Here is a 17,281-nt window from a genome sequence, read left to right on the forward strand (position 1 = left end):
GGCGACTGGCACAAGTCCTATCGGAGTTTTTTTGATGAATCTGCCACTGATCCTCAATCTGCTGGTGTTCCTCGCCTTGCTGTTTGGTCTGGCGCAAACCCGTCACAGCACCTGGAGCCTGGCCAAAAAAGTCCTGCTGGCACTGGTGCTGGGCGTGGTGTTCGGCACCGTCCTGCACACGATTTACGGCGCCGGCAACCCGGTGTTGAAAGCCTCGATCGGCTGGTTTGACCTGGTGGGCAACGGCTATGTGCAGTTGCTGCAAATGATCGTGATTCCGCTGGTCTTCGCTTCAATTCTCAGCGCGGTAGCGCGCCTGCATAACGCCTCATCCCTGGGCAAGATCAGCTTCCTGACCATCGGCACACTGCTGTTCACCACCGCCATCGCCGCCCTTATCGGTATCGGCCTGACCAACCTGTTCGGTCTCACCGCCGAAGGCCTGGTGGCCGGCAGCCAGGAAATCGCACGCCTGCAGGTGATCCAGAGCGACTATGCCGGCAAGGTCGCAGACCTGAATATCCCGCAACTGCTGCTCTCGTTCGTTCCGCAGAACCCCTTTGCCGACCTGGCCCGGGCCAAGCCGACCTCGATCATCAGCGTGGTGATATTCGCGGCCTTCCTGGGTGTCGCGGCACTGCAATTGCTCAAGGATGACGTGGAAAAAGGTCAGAAAGTGATCAATGCCATCGACACCCTGCAAAGCTGGGTGACACGTTTGGTGCGGCTGGTGATGAAGCTGACCCCGTACGGCGTGCTGGCGCTGATGACCAAAGTGGTGGCCGGCTCCAACGTGCAGGACATCATCAAGCTTGGCAGTTTCGTGGTGGTGTCATACCTGGGACTGGGCCTGATGTTCGTGGTTCACGGTCTGCTGGTGTCCGCCGCTGGGATCAACCCGCTACGCTTTTTCCGCAAGATATGGCCGGTCCTGACCTTCGCCTTCACCAGCCGCTCCAGCGCCGCGACCATCCCGCTGAGTATCGAAGCCCAGACCAGCCGCCTCGGCATTCCACGGGCCATTGCCAGCTTCAGCGCGTCGTTCGGCGCCACCATCGGCCAGAACGGCTGCGCCGGCCTCTACCCGGCCATGCTGGCGGTGATGGTCGCGCCGACCGTGGGCATCAACCCGCTGGATCCGGTGTGGCTCGCGACGCTGGTAGCGATCGTGACCTTGAGCTCGGCCGGGGTGGCCGGTGTCGGTGGAGGCGCGACATTTGCCGCGCTAATCGTGCTGCCGGCCATGGGCTTGCCGGTTTCACTGGTGGCGCTGCTGATTTCCGTCGAGCCGCTGATCGACATGGGTCGCACGGCGTTGAACGTCAGCGGCTCGATCACCGCCGGGGCGATCACCAGCCAGGTGATGCAGCAGACCGACAAGGCTTTGCTGGATGCCGAGGAGCATGGGGAGTTGGTGCAGGCTTGATTGCTCCCACATGGCTTACAGCTTTTCCCACACCTCAAAGCTGTAGGCCGGCTTGTCGCCCTCGGCCGGATTCGGCTGGTTCGACACCTGTTTCCACTGGCTCGAATCGAACGCCGGAAACCAGGCATCGCCATCCGGGCTCAGCGCCACACGGGTCAGGTACAGTCGGTCCGCCTGCTCCAGGGCCTGGGCGTACAGCTGAGCGCCGCCGATCAACATCAGTTCGTCGACACCCTGCTGCAACGCCCACGCCTCGGCCCGTTCCACCGCTGCCTCCAGCGTGGAAAAAACTTCCGCGCCCTCCAGCACGAGGCCAGACTGACGACTGACCACGATGTTCAAGCGCCCCGGCAGCGGCCGCCCCAGGGAGTCCCAGGTCTTGCGGCCCATGATGATGGGCTTGCCCAAGGTGGTAGCCTTGAAGTATTTAAAGTCCCCCGGCAAGTGCCAGGGCATGCTGTTGTCGACGCCGATCACACGGTTTTCACCGAGGGCTGCGATCAGGCTTAAAGGGAGTGTTTTTTTCATGCCGGCGAGGATACCAGAGGCCACAGCGGTTATGCTCAACCCTCATTTGCGACGGAAGCGCCTGTGTCTGAGCCTCTGACTGAACTGTACGACCTCTGGTTGACCGAGACGGTACGTCTGCGTGAAGAACACGCCGGCCCGCTCGAAGATCAGGAGGCCAATCGCCTGGCCCGCGCGGCGGGTGGCGATTTATCCAGCCGTATCCGTCACCGCGCCCGCTGGCTGGCCGAGCGCGACGGCCTCAGCCAGGCCTTGCATCACTGGCTGCAAGGGGCGCGCCTGGCGCTGATCATAATGGCCGTACTCGCCATCATCAGTGGCGCTGGCCTGGGCTTTGCCGCACTCGGCGACGGACACACGCCGGTCAATGTGTTCTGGGCCCTGGGCAGCCTGTTGGCGTTAAACCTGATCTTGCTTATCGGCTGGGCCCTGGGCCTGATCTTTGCGGGTGAGCAAGGTGCAGCGCTGGGGCGCCTGTGGTTGTGGCTCAGCGAAAAACTCGCCCGCGACGCCAAGGCTGCGCAACTGGCGCCAGCCCTGCTGCTGTTATTGCAACGGCACAAGCTCAATCGCTGGGCCCTCGGTGCGCTGGTCAATGGTTTGTGGCTGCTGGCGATGCTCAGCGCGCTGGTCATCGTACTGATGCTGATGGCCACCCGGCGCTACGGTTTTGTATGGGAAACCACCATTCTCGGCGGTGAGACCTTCGTCGTCATGACCCAGGCCCTCGGCGCCCTGCCCGCCCTGCTGGGTTTGAGCGGGCCAACCGAAGAGATGATTCGCGCCAGTGGCGACGCCGCGCTGAATATCGAAAGCGCCCGCCAGGCCTGGGCCGCTTGGCTGGTGGGCGTGACGCTGGTCTACGGCGTGTTGCCGCGCCTGTGTCTGGCGCTGGTGTGCCTGTGGCGCTGGCGTCGCGGCCGCGCCACGCTGCGCCTGGACTTGAACCTGCCAGGTTATGCCCAACTGCGGGAGCGGCTAATGCCCAGTAGCGAGCGCCTGGGCATCAGCGATGCCGCGCCCGCGCAATTGCATCAAATTGAAAGTGACGTTGGCGCGCTGCAAAGCGACGGTGCGCTGCTGGTGGCGATCGAACTGGACGACCGGCCTTGGCCACCGAAACTGCCAGGCACGGTGAAAAACGCCGGAGTGCTCGACAGCCGCGAATCGCGCCACAAACTCCTCGAACAACTGTCCCGCTTTCCTCCCGCGCGCCTGGCGATTGCCTGCGACCCACGACGTTCACCGGATCGTGGCAGCCTGGCGCTGATCGCCGAACTGGCCCGCAGCGCCGGCGCCACCCGCATCTGGTTGTTGCAGGCACCGCCCGGGCAAGCGCTGGACGCTGAACGCCTGGGCGATTGGCACAACGCGCTGCAACAGTTGCAATTGCCCTTCGCGGACTGCGCGCCTTTGAACTGGCTGGAGACCGGCCATGACTGAACCCACCAAGCCGCTAAAGCTGGCCGTGGTTGGCCACACCAATGTGGGCAAAACCTCCTTGCTGCGCACACTGACCCGGGACGTCGGCTTCGGCGAAGTGTCCCACCGTCCCAGCACAACCCGACACGTCGAGGGCGCGCGCCTGTCGGTGGACGGCGAAGCGTTGCTGGAGCTGTACGACACGCCGGGCCTGGAAGACGCCATCGCCCTGCTTGACTACCTCGAACGCTTGGAGCGCCCCGGTGAGCGCTTGGACGGGCCGGCACGCCTGGCGCGATTCCTGGACGGCAGCGAGGCACGACAACGCTTCGAACAGGAAGCCAAAGTGCTGCGACAATTGCTCGCCAGCGATGCCGGACTCTATGTGATCGATGCGCGAGAGCCGGTGCTGGCCAAGTACCGGGATGAGCTTCAAGTGCTCGCCAGTTGCGGCAAACCGCTGCTGCCAGTGTTGAATTTCGTCAGCAGCGCCAGCCACCGCGAGCCCGACTGGCGCGAAGCCCTGGCACGGTTGGGGCTGCACGCTCTGGTGCGTTTCGACAGCGTCGCCCCACCCGAGGATGGCGAGCGACGCCTGTATGAAAGCCTCGCCCTGTTGCTGGAAAGCGCCCGTGGGCAACTGGAACGACTGGTCGCCGATCAACAGGCCCAACGCTTGGCCCGTCAGCAGAGCGCGCAGCGCTTGATCGCCGAACTGCTGATCGATTGCGCCGCTTGCCGACGCAGCGTAGCCAGCGATGCCGAGCTGGAACGACAGGCCATCAGCGAGCTGCGCAACGCAGTGCGTCAACGGGAGCAGCGCTGCGTCGAAGCCTTGCTCAAGCTCTACGCCTTCCGCCCCCAGGACGCCGCGGCCAGCGATTTGCCTCTACTTGACGGCCGCTGGGGCGATGACTTGTTCAATCCTGACACCCTCAAACAGCTGGGTGTGCGTGTGGGTGGTGGGATCGCCGCGGGCGCAGCGGCCGGTGCCGGCGTGGACTTGCTGGTGGGCGGTCTGACCCTCGGCGCCGCCGCCCTGGCCGGCGCCATTGCCGGTGGCGCCCTGCAAACCGCCCGCAGTTACGGGAACAGGTTGATGGGCAAGCTCAAGGGCCAGCGGGAGCTGACAGTGGACGACAGTGTGCTACGCCTGTTGGCCCTGCGCCAACGGCAACTGTTGCAAGCCCTCAACCAGCGCGGCCATGCGGCAATGGACAGCATCCACATCGCCACACCCCAGGATAAAACCTGGCGCGAGGGCAAACTGCCCGAAGCGCTGAACAAGGCCAGGGCGTACCCGCAATGGTCGTCGCTTAATCCGCAGGCGCGGTTGAGCCAATCGGAACGCCAGGAACAGATCGAGCAGCTGGCTGAGCAGCTCTAGATGACACAACCCCTGTGGCAAGGGGATTTGTGGGAGCAAGGCTTGCCCGCGATGAGAGTGTCGCTACCGGTGCTTATTCGTCGGTCAAGGCACTGAGCGCCGCCGCAGCTTCTGCCAATTCCAACTCACTGAACACTTGCACCCCATGACGTTTGAGCAAGGCCGCCGTCACGCCTTCGCCAGGCACTTTCACGCCGCTGAACGTGCCGTCGTAGGTCAACAGATTGCCGCACGACGGGCTGTTGGCCTTGAGCACGGCGATACGGATAGCGTGTTCGCGCACCCGCTCCAGCGCTTGATACGCGCCGGACAGAAACTGTTCACTGACGTCTTCACCCTCGGTGGTGATTACCGTCGCCTGGCCGTCGAGCACCTGAGTGCCTTGCCCACCGGGAATTTCTGCCGCCGCCCGAGGCGTGGGCAAGCCGCCGGCGACTTCCGGGCACAGCGGCACGACCCGACCTTCGTCGAGCCAACGTTGAAGCTGATCGAACGGGCCACTGGCACCGCCGTCGTAGCGCACGCGATGTCCGAGCAGGCAGCGGCTGACGAGGATCTTTTCCATGCTCAGAACACCTCGGTGCCGCGGCGCCGGAACCAGCCGGTCAAGGACAGGCGATCTCGCGCCGCCGGCAGGACTTCATGGGGGATGTCCCCCGACAGGAACACCACCAGACAACCGCCGGTGGGCACCACGTCGTGCTCCACGCCATCGTCCAGGTACATGCGTAACTGGCCGCCATGCTCCGGCAACCAGGCGTCGTTGAGGTAAAGCACCGCCGACACCATGCGTCGATCGTCATCGCGAAAGCGGTCGACGTGCTTGAGGTAGAAGGCGCCAGGAGGGTACAGCGCGAAGTGGCTTTCGAAATCCTCCAGCCCCAGGAACAACCCGCGATTGATCGCCTCCCGCAAGCTGTCCATCAAGCCCAGGTAACGGTCGCACGCTTGCGCCTGACCGGGCTCGATCCATTGGATACGATCACCCCGAATCCCTTCACGAATCTCCGAAAACGGCCCGCGCCCGACCGCCGCCGGGGCCAGTTCGCCTTCGGCGGCGCGCTGGCGACATTCGGCTGCCAGGGCGCGGGTCAGCGCGTCCGGCAGGAAGATATTCTGCTGCGACCAGCCGCGCTCGGCCAGGTCGTCGACGATACGTAACAGCAGTGGGTGATCAGAAGGTATTTGCATGGCGCGCATAGTATTCCTGTGCCTGCAAAACCGACAGCGCCGCGCAGCGGGTTTGTCACGCCTGATGGCGCAGGCGCAGGAACTTGATACGAATTCTCGACAAGTCCCCACACCCCACGGAGAATAGTCGGCTGCTGACAGGAGTCCCTATGCGCCGTTTGCTTTTCTCATTGTTGATGTTCTGTGCGTTGCCCGCCTGGGCAGACAGCTACGACCAGTTGTACAAGGTCGCCGGCTGGCCGGAACAACGGGCGCATTTCAATGACGCCTTGAGCGCCGCGCAGCAGCGTTACCAGAGCAGCCTGCCACCGGCAGTGTTCCAGGCACTGGTCAACAACAGCAATCAACGCTTTGCCCCCCAGGCCATGGACCAGCGGGCCGAGGCGCAATTGCGCAAGAACCTCACCGACCCAGCCCCGGCCCTGAGTTTTTTTCAGTCGCCCCTGGGCCGCAAAGTCGTGGCAGCCGAGCTGCTGGCGACCCGTCGCGACCAATTGGCGAAGAACGCCAAGGGCCTGCCGAAGATGCAAGTCAGCGACAACCGCCTATTGATCATCGGCCATCTGGCCCAGTCCCTGCCCGCCCGCGAGGCCGGCGCCGAAGTCAGCCTGGCGATCGCCGGCGTGGCGGCGGACAGCCTGAGCTCGATGATCCCCGGCCTGCTGGGTGCTGGCCAGGCCCAGGGCATGCTGAACGGTCAGCGCCAGCGTCTGATGGAGCAGATCGGCGCAGACCTGAACAACACACTGCTGTACGTCTACCGCGACCTGACGGACACCGAGCTGGAGGAGTTCGCCACCTTCGCCGAGTCGGCGGAGGGCCAGGCTTATTATCAAGCGGCCTTGGCAGCGATTCGGGCGGGGTTGGCGGTGGGGCAGACTCTCGGGCAATAGATAGATCTTCAGCGCCCCTGACACCGCTATCGCGAGCAGGCTCGCTCCCACAGGGTGTTTGAGTGAACTCAGATTTTGTGATCGTCGAAAAACCAGTGTGGGAGCGAGCCTGCTCGCGATAGCAATAGCCCGGTCAGCGCCGAACCCGGCTCATCCGCTTCGTCAGAAATCCAAACATCTCCTGCCGCATCGCCAGCGCCTCATTCGCCAGGTGATGCCGACCTTCGGGCAACATCAGCACCTGGGGCCGATCGAACTTGCTGCGCAACACTTGCAGGTTATGCGCCCAATCCACCGTCATGTCCGCCTGGCCCTGCACGATCAAGGGCTGGCGCGGGCTGCTCGGGGCGACTTCGATACGCTTGATCCATTGCCCCAACGCTCCGACCCACGCGGTGGGCAGGCGCAGCGGTTGCAACGGGTCGGCTTGCAGGAATGGCAGGAAGTCCGGGTCGGTAGAGTTCTCGCTGAAACGTCGGGCGATGCCGGTTACAAAGGGTTTGAGCAAGTAGTAACTCAGGCGCGACCAGCCCCAGGCCCGCGGCCGCACCAAGGGCGACAGCAGTATGACCTGACCTTGGGCCGGGCTGTGCTGGCCCTGGTTGAGCACGTGATCAACCACGATGGCCCCTCCGGTGCTTTGTCCGCACAGATGCCAGGGTTGCGGCAGTTCCAGCGTCCCGGCCTCGGTCAGCAGGCCTTGCAACGTGGCCTGGTACTCGGCGAAATCACCGATGCTGGCGCGTTCGCCACTGGACAGGCCGTGGCCCGGCAGGTCGCAGGCGATCACGGCGAATTTCTGCTCCAGCGCCCACTCGATCAAGTGCCGGTACAACCCCATATGGTCGTAATAGCCGTGGAACAGAAACAGCGTCGCTAGCGCTTTTTCCGGCCACCAGACCTGACCGACCAACTCATATCCGTCTATCTCGAAACGCCCCAGGCCCTTGCGCAACGTGCGGTGGGGAAAATCCACGCCGTAGAACCGCTGATAAGCCAGCGCCTGCGCAGACAGCGGCTGCCACTGAGCCAAAGGTTGCAGGCTGGCACGCAGGTGATCGGGGTCGAAACTGACGGGCATAGGATTTCCACATAAAAGCGCAACGCGCGAAACAGACTTTGTAGGCCTGCGATATTCATCTGTCGCGCCAGGCATGGCAAGCTACGCGGCCTCAGAGGATCGACTCCATGCGCCCGTCCCACCGCACGACCTTGCTTGCCAGCCTGCTTGCCCTCGGGTGCGCCGCCGTGTTGTGGATCGCCTACGACTGGTTCCAGGGCCGCTTTCTGCGAGCGTTCAGCGAACACACGGCGGTATTTTCCGGCGACCCTTTGCGCCTCCCCCCCGGCCTGGCCGGCCCTGGCCCGATCCGCCTGGTGCATTTCTGGGATCCCGCCTGCCCATGCAACGTCGGCAACCAACAGCACCTTTCCGAGCTGGTGGAGAAATACGCCCCCCAAGGCGTCGAGTTTTATGCAGTCCAAAAAACCGGCAGTCAGGGCCGATTGCCGACCACGCTGAGCAGCCTCAAACCGCTTTCGGTGCTCCCCGGCTCAAGTCAGATTCCCGCCAGCCCGGCGGTGGCGATCTGGGATCGCAGCGGCAAACTGGCGTACTTCGGCCCCTACAGCGAAGGCCTGACCTGCAATTCGAGCAACAGCTTCATCGAGCCGATTCTCGAGGCCCTGAGCAGCGGCCGGGCGGTGAATGCGACCCACACGCTGGCGGTAGGGTGTTATTGCCCGTGGGGGCAGGACACATCCGCCAAAGAATAGGCCGCAGGGAAAATCCCCCCGAGCAAGGATACGCAGACACCCGGCGGCATGTTAAACATGGGAATAAACAGCGAAACCATGGGACCGCTGTCACTCAATAAGGATTTAGCATGAAACGCAGCCTCATCGCCTTCCTGTCATTGGTCGTCACCGCCATCATCGTCGCGGGCGGCTACCTCTACAGCAAGCAGCCCACCCGCCAGGGCACGGTGCAGTTGCAAGGCCTGCAAGGCTCGGTGACCGTGCGCTACGACGAACGCGGCGTGCCGCATATCCGTGCTGAAAACGAAACCGACCTGTACCGCGCCCTGGGTTATGTCCATGCCCAGGACCGGCTGTTTCAAATGGAGATCATGCGCCGCCTCGCCCGTGGCGAACTGGCCGAGGTACTCGGGCCGAAGCTGCTCGACACCGACAAACTGATGCGCAGCCTGCGCATTCGCGAACGCGCCGCGACCTATCTGACGGAACAGGACCCACAGTCCCCGGCCTGGATCGCGATGCAGGCGTACCTGGATGGCATCAACCGCTACCAGGAAACCCACGCCAGACCGGTGGAGTTCGATGTGCTGGGCATCCCCAAGCGTCCTTTCACCGCAGAGGACACCGTGAGCATTGCCGGCTACATGGCCTACAGCTTTGCGGCCGCGTTTCGCACCGAGCCGCTTTTGACTTACGTGCGCGATCAACTGGGCAGCGACTACCTGAACATTTTCGACCTCGACTGGCAGCCCAATGGCGTGCTGGCCGAGACTCGCAAGAGCGGCCTGCCCCTGGCCGCCGCCGACTGGAAAGACCTCAACGCCCTGGCCCGTCTCAGTGAACAGGCCCTGGCCGAAAACGGCCTGCCGCAGTTCGAAGGCAGCAACGCCTGGGCGGTCTCCGGCAGCCGCACCCACAGCGGCAAACCGTTGCTGGCGGGCGACCCGCATATTCGCTTTTCCGCGCCGTCGGTGTGGTACGAGGCGCACCTGTCGGCCCCGGGTTTCGAGCTTTACGGGCATTACCAGGCGCTGATGCCCTTTGCGACGCTGGGCATGAACAAGGATTTCGGCTGGAGCGTCACGATGTTCCAAAACGACGACCTGGACCTGATCGTCGAACGGGTCAACCCGGATAATCCCGAGCAGGTCTGGTATCGCGACCAATGGGTGGACATGACCCGCAGCGAACAACAGATCGCAGTCAAGGGCCAGGCGCCGGTGACGCTGCAGCTGCGCCAGTCGCCCCATGGCCCGATCGTCAACGACGCCCTCGGCGCCCACGCCGGCAAGACCCCCATCGCCATGTGGTGGGGGTTCCTGGAAAGCCGCAACCCGATCCTCGAAGCCTTCTACCAGCTCAATCGCGCCGACACCCTGACCAAGGCTCGCAGCGCGTCAGCCAAGATCCACGCGCCAGGGCTGAATGTGGTGTGGGCCAACGCCAAGGGCGATATCGGTTGGTGGGCCGCGGCGCAATTGCCCAAACGGCCGGCCGACGTGAAGCCGGGCTTCATGCTCGACGGCGGCAGCGCAGAGGCGCAAAAGGAAGGTTTCTACCCCTTCAGCAGCAACCCCCAGGAAGAAAACCCGGCGCGAGGCTACATCGTGTCAGCCAATTTCCAGCCGGTATCGGCCAGCGGCATGGAAATTCCGGGTTATTACAACCTTGCCGACCGCGGCCAGAAACTCAACCTCCAACTGGGCGACAAGCAGGCCAAGTGGGACATCGCCACCACACGTGAACTGCAACTGGGCACCACCACCCCCTACGGCCGGCGCTTGCTCGCGCCTTTGCTACCGGTGCTGCGTAACGAGGTCAGCGACCCCCAGGAACGCAAATGGGTGGAGCAACTGGCCCAATGGCAGGGCGACTATCCGCTGGGCTCCATCAGCGCCACACTGTTCAACCAGTTCCTCTTCAACCTGGCCGACGCCGCGCTGCACGATGAATTGGGCGACGAGCTCTTCGAAACCGCGCTGTCGACCCGAGTGATCGACGCCGCGCTGCCACGCCTGGCGGCATCAGAGGATTCACCCTGGTGGGACGATCGCACCACCCCCGGCAAGGAGACCCGTGCCGACACGGTGATGAGGGCCTGGGGCAAGAGTCTGGCGCACCTGAAGGCCACCCTGGGTGACGATGCCAGCCAATGGCAATGGGGCAAGGCGCACACCCTCACCCATGGTCATCCACTGGGCCTGCAAAAGCCGCTGGACCGGATCTTCAACGTCGGCCCCTTTGCTGCACCCGGCACCCATGAAGTGCCCAATAACCTCTCGGCCAAAATCGGCCCGGCGCCCTGGCCAGTGACCTATGGCCCTTCCACCCGGCGCATCATCGATTTCGCCGATCCGGCCCACAGCGTCACCGTCAACCCCGTCGGCCAAAGCGGCGTGCCGTTCGACCCGCATTACGCGGATCAGGCCGAGTCTTACATCGAAGGGCTGTACTACCAGGCGCATCTGGCCGAAATAGAAGTGATGGCCAATACCCGCAGCACCTTGAAGCTGCTGCCGGTCGGGGCCGAACCCTGAGCCCAATGACGGGCAACGCTTTTCATCAATTAACAGGCTTGGGCGTTATTTATGGTCAAGACTGGAAGGGTTTAACAACTACCCCTCTTTATGGAGTCAACCCCATGTTCATCAACTGGTCCGAACTGCTGCCCACCATCAAAAGTGCCTTCGGCGCCCTGGGCAAAAGCAATCCGAAAATGGTCAAGGCCTACATGGCCCTGGATGAAGCCGCGGCCGATAACAACGTGCTGGATGCCAAGACCCGGGAGCTGATCTCCATCGCCGTGGCGATCACGACCCGCTGTGACGGCTGCATCGGCGTGCATACTGATGCAGCCATCAAGGCCGGCGCCACCCGCGAAGAGATCGCCGCCACCCTGGCCACTGCGGTTTCGCTGAATGCCGGCGCGGCGTATATCTACTCCCTGCGGGCGCTGGAAGCGCATGATGCGTTGAAGAAGTGAGAGGCGATCACTGAGATCTTCATTTACTGCTACGCCGCTATCGCGAGCAGGCTCGCTCCCACATTGGACTTGGGCCTGACCCCGGATTTGTGGGCAACAAAAAGACCTGTGGGAGCGGGCTTGCTCGCGATAGCGGACTGACATTCAACCTCTTCGTCGACTGTCACACCGCTTGCGCGAGCAAGCCCGCTCCAACAGTGACTCAGCGTCCGGTCAGACCGGCGCGGCTGCCCGGCGCGGGTCTGGCTGTTTCCAGGAGTCGGCGGCGCTTTCTTCGATAGCTTGCTGGATCGCCCGCTTGCGGTTTTCTTCGGCGCGGCGGCTGAAGTACCAGACCAGGAAAGTCACCAACGATACGGCCAGCAGGATCAGGCTCGCCACGGCATTGATTTCCGGTTTGACCCCCAGGCGTACCGCCGAGAACACTTCCATCGGCAAGGTTGTCGAGCCCGGGCCGGAGACGAAACTCGCCAGCACCAGATCGTCCAGCGACAAGGCGAACGACATCATGCCCCCCGCCGCCAGCGATGGCGCGATCATCGGGATGGTGATCAGGAAGAACACCTTCCACGGCCGCGCCCCCAGGTCCATGGCCGCTTCTTCGATGGACAGGTCCAGTTCACGCAAGCGTGCCGAGACCACCACCGCCACATAGGCCGAGCAGAACGTGGTGTGGGCGATCCAGATCGTGACCAAGCCACGCTCCTGGGGCCAGCCGATCATCTGCGCCATCGCCACGAACAGCAGCAACAACGACAGACCGGTGATCACTTCCGGCATCACCAGTGGTGCGGTGACCAGGCCGCCGAACAGCGTGCGGCCCTTGAAATGAGTAATACGGGTCAACACGAAGGCCGCCAGTGTACCCAGGGCCACCGCGGCGATCGCCGTATAGCAGGCGATTTCCAGCGAGCGCACCACCGAGCCCATCAACTGGCTGTTGTCCAGCAGACCGACGTACCACTTGATCGACCAGCCGCCCCACACCGTCACCAGTTTCGAAGCGTTGAAGGAGTAGATCACCAGGATCAGCATTGGCGCATAGATGAACAGCAGACCCAGCACCAGCATCAGGCTTGAAAAACTGAAGCGCTTCATTCCTTGCCCTCCATTTCTTTGGCCTGACTGCGGTTGAACAGGATGATGGGCACGATCAGGATCGCCAGCATCACCACTGCCAGCGCGGACGCCACCGGCCAGTCACGGTTGTTGAAGAATTCCTGCCACAGCACTTTGCCGATCATCAGGGTTTCCGGGCCACCCAGCAGTTCCGGGATCACGAACTCGCCCACCACCGGGATGAATACCAGCATGCAGCCGGCGATGATGCCGTTCTTGGACAGCGGTACGGTGATTTTCCAGAAACTGTTGAAGGTGCTCGACCCCAGGTCGGACGCCGCCTCCAGTAGGCTCGGGTCGTGCTTCACCAGGTTGGCGTAGAGCGGCAGGATCATGAACGGCAGGTACGAGTAGACGATGCCGATGTAGACCGCCAAGTTGGTGTTGAGGATCTGCAGCGGTTCGCTGATCCAGCCCATGCTCATCAAAAAGCCGTTGAGCAGACCGTTGTTGCTGAGGATGCCCATCCACGCATAGACGCGGATCAGGATCGCGGTCCAGGTCGGCATCATGATCAGCAGCAGGAGCACCGTTTGCAGGTCCGGGCGGGCCTTGGCGATGGCGTAGGCCATCGGGTAGCCGATCAGCAGGCACAAGACGGTGCTGATCAGGGCCATCTTCAGCGAGCCGAGGTAGGCGGCGATGTACAGATCATCTTCGCTGAGCAGCACATAGTTACTGAAGTTGAGCAGCACCTGCAGCTTCTGGTCGATGTAGCTGTAGATCTCGGTGTACGGCGGAATGGCCACGTCGGCTTCGGCAAAACTGATCTTCAGGACGATGAAGAACGGCAGCATGAAGAACAGGAACAGCCAGATGAAGGGCACCCCGATGACCAGTTGACGGCCACCGGGCGTTATTCGGTCGAGTCGGCGTTTGAATTTGCGCATGTTCATGAGCGAAGCACCACGCCGCTGTCGTCTTCCCACCACACGAATACCTGGTCGCCCCAGGTCGGACGCTGACCCCGGCGCTCGGCGTTGGCGACAAAGGACTGCACCAGCTTGCCGCTCGGCAATTCGACGTAGAACACCGAATGGCCGCCCAGGTAGGCGATGTCATGGACCTTGCCGCTGGACCAGTTGTGCTCGCAGTCCGGCTGCTCGGCGGTGACCAGCAGTTTTTCCGGGCGGATGGCGTAGGTGACCGATTTGTCCTGCACCGAGGTACTGATGCCGTGGCCCACGTAGATGTTGCGGTCCAGGTCCTTGCAAGTCAGCACCGCGTGGCCTTCGGCGTCGTCCACCACTTCGGTCTCGAAGATGTTGACGTTGCCGATGAACTCGCAGACCAGCCGGCTGGTGGGGGTTTCGTAGATGTCGATCGGGCTGCCGATCTGGGCGATCCAGCCCAGGTGCATGATCGCGATGCGCTCGGCCATGGTCATGGCCTCTTCCTGATCGTGGGTCACCATGACGCAGGTTACGCCGACCCGCTCGATGATCTCGACCAGCTCAAGCTGCATCTGCGAGCGCAGCTTCTTGTCCAAGGCCCCCATCGGTTCGTCGAGCAGCAACAGCTTGGGCCGCTTGGCCAAGGAACGGGCCAGGGCCACACGTTGACGCTGGCCGCCGGAGAGCTGATGCGGCTTGCGCTTGGCGTACTGGCTCATCTGCACCAGCTTGAGCATTTCGGCCACACGGGCGTCGATCTCGGCTTTCGGGATTTTGTCCTGCTGCAGGCCGAAAGCAATGTTCTGCGCCACGGTCATGTGGGGGAACAAGGCGTAGGACTGGAACATCATGTTGATCGGCCGCTCATAGGGCGGCATGTCGGTGATGTCTACACCGTCGAGGAAAATGCGCCCCTCCGTGGGCCGTTCGAAACCCGCCAGCATGCGGAGCAAGGTGGATTTGCCCGATCCCGAACCGCCGAGCAGGGCGAAGATTTCGCCTTTCTTGATTTCCAGGGACACATCGTCCACGGCAATCGTCTCGTCGAACTTTTTCGTGACCCGGTCGATTTTGACCAACACCTGCTTGGGTGTCTGGTCGCCCTCGAGGGCTTTCTTATAGGCGCCGGAGGCAACTGCCATTTACGAAACTCCCACAAAATTTGCAGCTCGCCCTGCGCGGACGAGCCTTGGAATAGTTAAAGCGCTTGACGCTATTTGCCTGACTTGACCCTGGTCCAACTGCGGGTCATGACGCGCTGGATCTTGGGCGGCAGCTCGGAGTTGACGTACAGCTTGTCAATGACCGCTTGCGGTGGGTAAACCGCTTCGTCGGTGCGCACCTGCTGGTCCATCAACTCGCCGGCCTTGGGATTGGGGTTCGCATAGCCGACGGCGTCACTGACTTGGGCGATCACCTCAGGCTTGAGCAAATAGTTGATGAAGGCGTGGGCTTCTTTGACGTTGGAGGAATCGCGCGGGATCGCCAGCATGTCGAACCAGAGGTTGGCGCCTTCCTTGGGAATCACATAAGCGATCTCGATGCCCTTTTTCGCTTCTTCAGCACGTTCGCGGGCCTGGAAGATGTCACCGGAGAAACCGGCAGCCACGCAGATCTCGCCATTGGCCAGATCGGAGATGTATTTGGAAGAGTTGAAGTAGGTGACGTAAGGCCGGATCTTGAGAAGTTGAGCCTCGGCCTTCTTGTAGTCTTCAGGGTTCTGGCTGTTGGGGTCCAGGCCCAGGTAATTGAGCATCGCCGGGATCATCTCGTCGCCCGAATCGAGGAACGAAACGCCACAGCTGGAGAGTTTCTTGATGTTTTCCGGTTCGAACAGCATGGCCCACGAGTCGATCTTGTCGACGCCCAGCGCAGCCTTGACCTTCTCGACGTTGTAGCCGATGCCGTTGGTGCCCCACAGATAAGGCACGGCGTACTGATTGCCCGGATCATTCTTTTCCAGGCGCTTGAGCAGCACCGGGTCCAGGTTGGCGTAGTTGCTCAACTGCGACTTGTCGAGTTTCTGGAACGCCCCGGCCTTGATCTGCTTGCCCAGAAAATGGTTGGACGGCACGACCACGTCGTAGCCGGTACGACCGGCCAGCAGTTTTCCTTCCAGGGTTTCGTTGGAGTCGAAGACGTCGTACACCGGTTTGATCCCCGTGGCCTTTTCAAAGTCCGCCAGGGTGGTCTCGCCGATGTAATCCGACCAGTTATAAATATGCACGGTGGAGGCAGCCTGGACGCTGACGGCAAGCGTCAGTCCGGCACCGATCAGCATGGCATTGCGTAACAAAGAAAAAACAGGCACGTGGAGGTCCTCTTAAATAGTTGGGCCCAAGTTGCCCCCGTTACCTGGCAGCGATGTGCCCTGCAACAAAACCGGCGCGCAACTTACCCTCGATAAACCGATCCAGCAAAACTTTTAGTCATTTAATTATTCCCGTTGCCGCCGCCGCGATGCCGACGACAACAGGAAGATGCCTCAGACCGGCTTACTTGCCAGACTTGATCTTGGTCCAGCTGCGGGTGATCAGACGCAACGTGCCGGCATCCAGATCACTGATTGCATACAGCTGCTTCTTCACTTCGTCAGACGGGTAGATGCTCGGATCGCTGGTGATGTCCTTGTCCACCAGTGGCGTGGCCGCCTTGTTGCCGTTCGGGAAACGTACGGCGTTGGTGATTTCAGCCATGATCTGCGGCTGCATCAGGAAGTTCATGAACTTGTAGGCGGATTCGACGTTCTCGGCGTCCTTGGGAATGGCGACCATGTCGTAGAAAGTGCCGGCGCCTTCTTTTGGAATGACGTAGCTGAGCTTGACCTTGTCTCCCGCTTCCTTGGCGCGCTCCTTGGACTGCTCCAGGTCGCCGGAGTAGCCCACGGCCACGCAGATGTTGCCGTTGGCCAGGTCCGAGATGTATTTGGAGGAGTGGAAATAGGCAACCGAAGGACGAATCTTCAGGAACAGGTCTTCAGCGGCCTTCAGGTCGGCCTTGTCCTTGCTGTCGGTCGGCTTGCCCAGGTAATGCAGTGCCGCCGGGATCATTTCGGTCGGTGCATCGAGGAAGCTCACGCCGCAGCTCTTGAGCTTGGCCATGTTTTCCGGTTTGAACACCACGTCCCACGAATCGATCTTGTCGATACCCAGTGCGGCCTTGACCTTCTCCGGGTTGTAGCCAATACCGATGGAGCCCCACATGTAGGGGAAGGCATATTTGTTGCCCTTGTCGCTGGCATCGCCCACGGCCTTGAGCAGGTCGGTGTCCAGGTTCTTCCAGTCCGGCAGCTTGGACTTGTCCAGCTCCTGGTAAACACCGGCCTTGATCTGCTTGGCCAGGAAGTTGTTCGACGGCACCACGATGTCATAACCGGACTTGCCCGCCAGCAACTTGGCTTCCAGGGTCTCGTTGCTGTCGAACACGTCGTAGACGACCTTGATCCCCGTCTCTTTCTCGAACTTGGCGACCGTGTCCGGTGCAATGTAATCGGACCAGTTATAGACGTGCAGCACTTTGTCGTCCGCCTGAACAGCACTCGCCATCACGCCCGTCAGGGACATGGCGAGGAGGGTCTTGCCAGCCATCTTCATACCTAATGTCTTCATGCCTAATGCCTTCATGAAAAATGCTCCAGTTATTCTTCTTAGCCGTCGTTCAGTAGCCGGCTCGCGGGCAACT

16 protein-coding genes are annotated in these 17,281 nt (G+C 61.9%); 7 read left to right on the forward strand and 9 right to left on the reverse strand.

The window, feature by feature from the left end; all coding sequences use genetic code 11:
• Positions 1-34: 34 nt before the first annotated feature.
• Positions 35-1,426 (forward strand): L-cystine transporter, encoded by a 1,392-nt coding sequence (locus QOM08_RS26660; protein ID WP_316912315.1) that lies wholly within the window; start codon positions 35-37, stop codon positions 1,424-1,426.
• 15 nt (positions 1,427-1,441) lie between these two features.
• Here the strand turns inward: QOM08_RS26660 and QOM08_RS26665 are convergent, their stop codons facing one another.
• Entirely contained in the window at positions 1,442-1,954 is a 513-nt protein-coding gene (locus QOM08_RS26665; protein ID WP_173407482.1) for a dihydrofolate reductase, read from the reverse strand.
• 75 nt (positions 1,955-2,029) lie between these two features.
• On the opposite strand from QOM08_RS26665, the gene QOM08_RS26670 reads away from it, so the two are divergent.
• Positions 2,030-3,397 carry a DUF2868 domain-containing protein gene (locus QOM08_RS26670; protein ID WP_316913256.1) on the forward strand — a complete coding sequence of 456 codons (1,368 nt, stop codon included), beginning with the start codon at positions 2,030-2,032 and terminating at the stop codon, positions 3,395-3,397.
• Positions 3,390-4,763 (forward strand): GTPase/DUF3482 domain-containing protein, encoded by a 1,374-nt coding sequence (locus tag QOM08_RS26675; protein ID WP_160893846.1) that lies wholly within the window; start codon positions 3,390-3,392, stop codon positions 4,761-4,763. The genes QOM08_RS26670 and QOM08_RS26675 overlap by 8 nt, the downstream gene beginning before the upstream one ends.
• Positions 4,764-4,836: 73 nt before the next feature.
• On the opposite strand, the gene QOM08_RS26680 is transcribed toward QOM08_RS26675, so the two are convergent.
• Both QOM08_RS26680 and QOM08_RS26685 read right to left on the reverse strand, forming a co-directional pair.
• Complete coding sequence (locus QOM08_RS26680) at positions 4,837-5,328, reverse strand: DUF523 domain-containing protein (RefSeq protein WP_139048926.1); 492 nt, start codon at positions 5,326-5,328, stop codon at positions 4,837-4,839.
• Positions 5,329-5,330: 2 nt separating this feature from the next.
• Positions 5,331-5,963 carry a 2OG-Fe(II) oxygenase gene (locus QOM08_RS26685; protein ID WP_047226044.1) on the reverse strand — a complete coding sequence of 211 codons (633 nt, stop codon included), beginning with the start codon at positions 5,961-5,963 and terminating at the stop codon, positions 5,331-5,333.
• A gap of 140 nt (positions 5,964-6,103) precedes the next feature.
• On the opposite strand from QOM08_RS26685, the gene QOM08_RS26690 reads away from it, so the two are divergent.
• Positions 6,104-6,847: a DUF2059 domain-containing protein gene (locus tag QOM08_RS26690; RefSeq protein WP_047226045.1), complete on the forward strand. Its 744-nt coding sequence runs from the start codon at positions 6,104-6,106 to the stop codon at positions 6,845-6,847.
• 133 nt (positions 6,848-6,980) lie between these two features.
• On the opposite strand, the gene QOM08_RS26695 is transcribed toward QOM08_RS26690, so the two are convergent.
• Complete coding sequence (locus QOM08_RS26695; protein WP_316912316.1) at positions 6,981-7,928, reverse strand: alpha/beta hydrolase; 948 nt, start codon at positions 7,926-7,928, stop codon at positions 6,981-6,983.
• A gap of 107 nt (positions 7,929-8,035) precedes the next feature.
• Here QOM08_RS26695 and QOM08_RS26700 point away from each other — a divergent pair, with 107 nt between their 5' ends.
• The 3 genes from QOM08_RS26700 (at position 8,036) to QOM08_RS26710 (ending at position 11,588) form a co-directional block, all read left to right on the forward strand.
• The gene (locus QOM08_RS26700) at positions 8,036-8,623 is read left to right on the forward strand and encodes a DUF6436 domain-containing protein (RefSeq protein WP_316912317.1); all 588 of its coding nucleotides are present in this window, start codon (positions 8,036-8,038) and stop codon (positions 8,621-8,623) included.
• A 110-nt stretch (positions 8,624-8,733) separates the two neighbouring features.
• Complete coding sequence (locus QOM08_RS26705; RefSeq protein ID WP_316912318.1) at positions 8,734-11,142, forward strand: penicillin acylase family protein; 2,409 nt, start codon at positions 8,734-8,736, stop codon at positions 11,140-11,142.
• Positions 11,143-11,246: 104 nt separating this feature from the next.
• Positions 11,247-11,588 carry a carboxymuconolactone decarboxylase family protein gene (locus tag QOM08_RS26710; RefSeq protein ID WP_047226049.1) on the forward strand — a complete coding sequence of 114 codons (342 nt, stop codon included), beginning with the start codon at positions 11,247-11,249 and terminating at the stop codon, positions 11,586-11,588.
• Positions 11,589-11,801: 213 nt separating this feature from the next.
• Here the strand turns inward: QOM08_RS26710 and QOM08_RS26715 are convergent, their stop codons facing one another.
• From QOM08_RS26715 to QOM08_RS26735, 5 genes are all read right to left on the reverse strand, one after another.
• Entirely contained in the window at positions 11,802-12,686 is an 885-nt protein-coding gene (locus tag QOM08_RS26715; RefSeq protein ID WP_139048922.1) for an ABC transporter permease subunit, read from the reverse strand.
• A complete protein-coding gene (locus QOM08_RS26720; RefSeq protein WP_047226051.1) occupies positions 12,683-13,603 on the reverse strand; it encodes an ABC transporter permease subunit in 921 nt (306 codons plus the stop codon). The genes QOM08_RS26715 and QOM08_RS26720 overlap by 4 nt, the downstream gene beginning before the upstream one ends.
• Positions 13,600-14,742: an ABC transporter ATP-binding protein gene (locus tag QOM08_RS26725; RefSeq protein ID WP_047226052.1), complete on the reverse strand. Its 1,143-nt coding sequence runs from the start codon at positions 14,740-14,742 to the stop codon at positions 13,600-13,602. Before QOM08_RS26725 ends, QOM08_RS26720 begins: the two co-directional genes overlap by 4 nt.
• 71 nt (positions 14,743-14,813) lie before the next feature.
• Complete coding sequence (locus QOM08_RS26730) at positions 14,814-15,881, reverse strand: polyamine ABC transporter substrate-binding protein (RefSeq protein ID WP_139049040.1); 1,068 nt, start codon at positions 15,879-15,881, stop codon at positions 14,814-14,816.
• Between the two features lie 214 nt (positions 15,882-16,095).
• Complete coding sequence (locus QOM08_RS26735; RefSeq protein WP_076386499.1) at positions 16,096-17,208, reverse strand: polyamine ABC transporter substrate-binding protein; 1,113 nt, start codon at positions 17,206-17,208, stop codon at positions 16,096-16,098.
• Between the last annotated feature and the right edge of the window lie 73 nt (positions 17,209-17,281).

This window comes from Pseudomonas sp. P105, assembly GCF_032614175.1.
GTDB lineage: Bacteria > Pseudomonadota > Gammaproteobacteria > Pseudomonadales > Pseudomonadaceae > Aquipseudomonas > Aquipseudomonas rhizophila.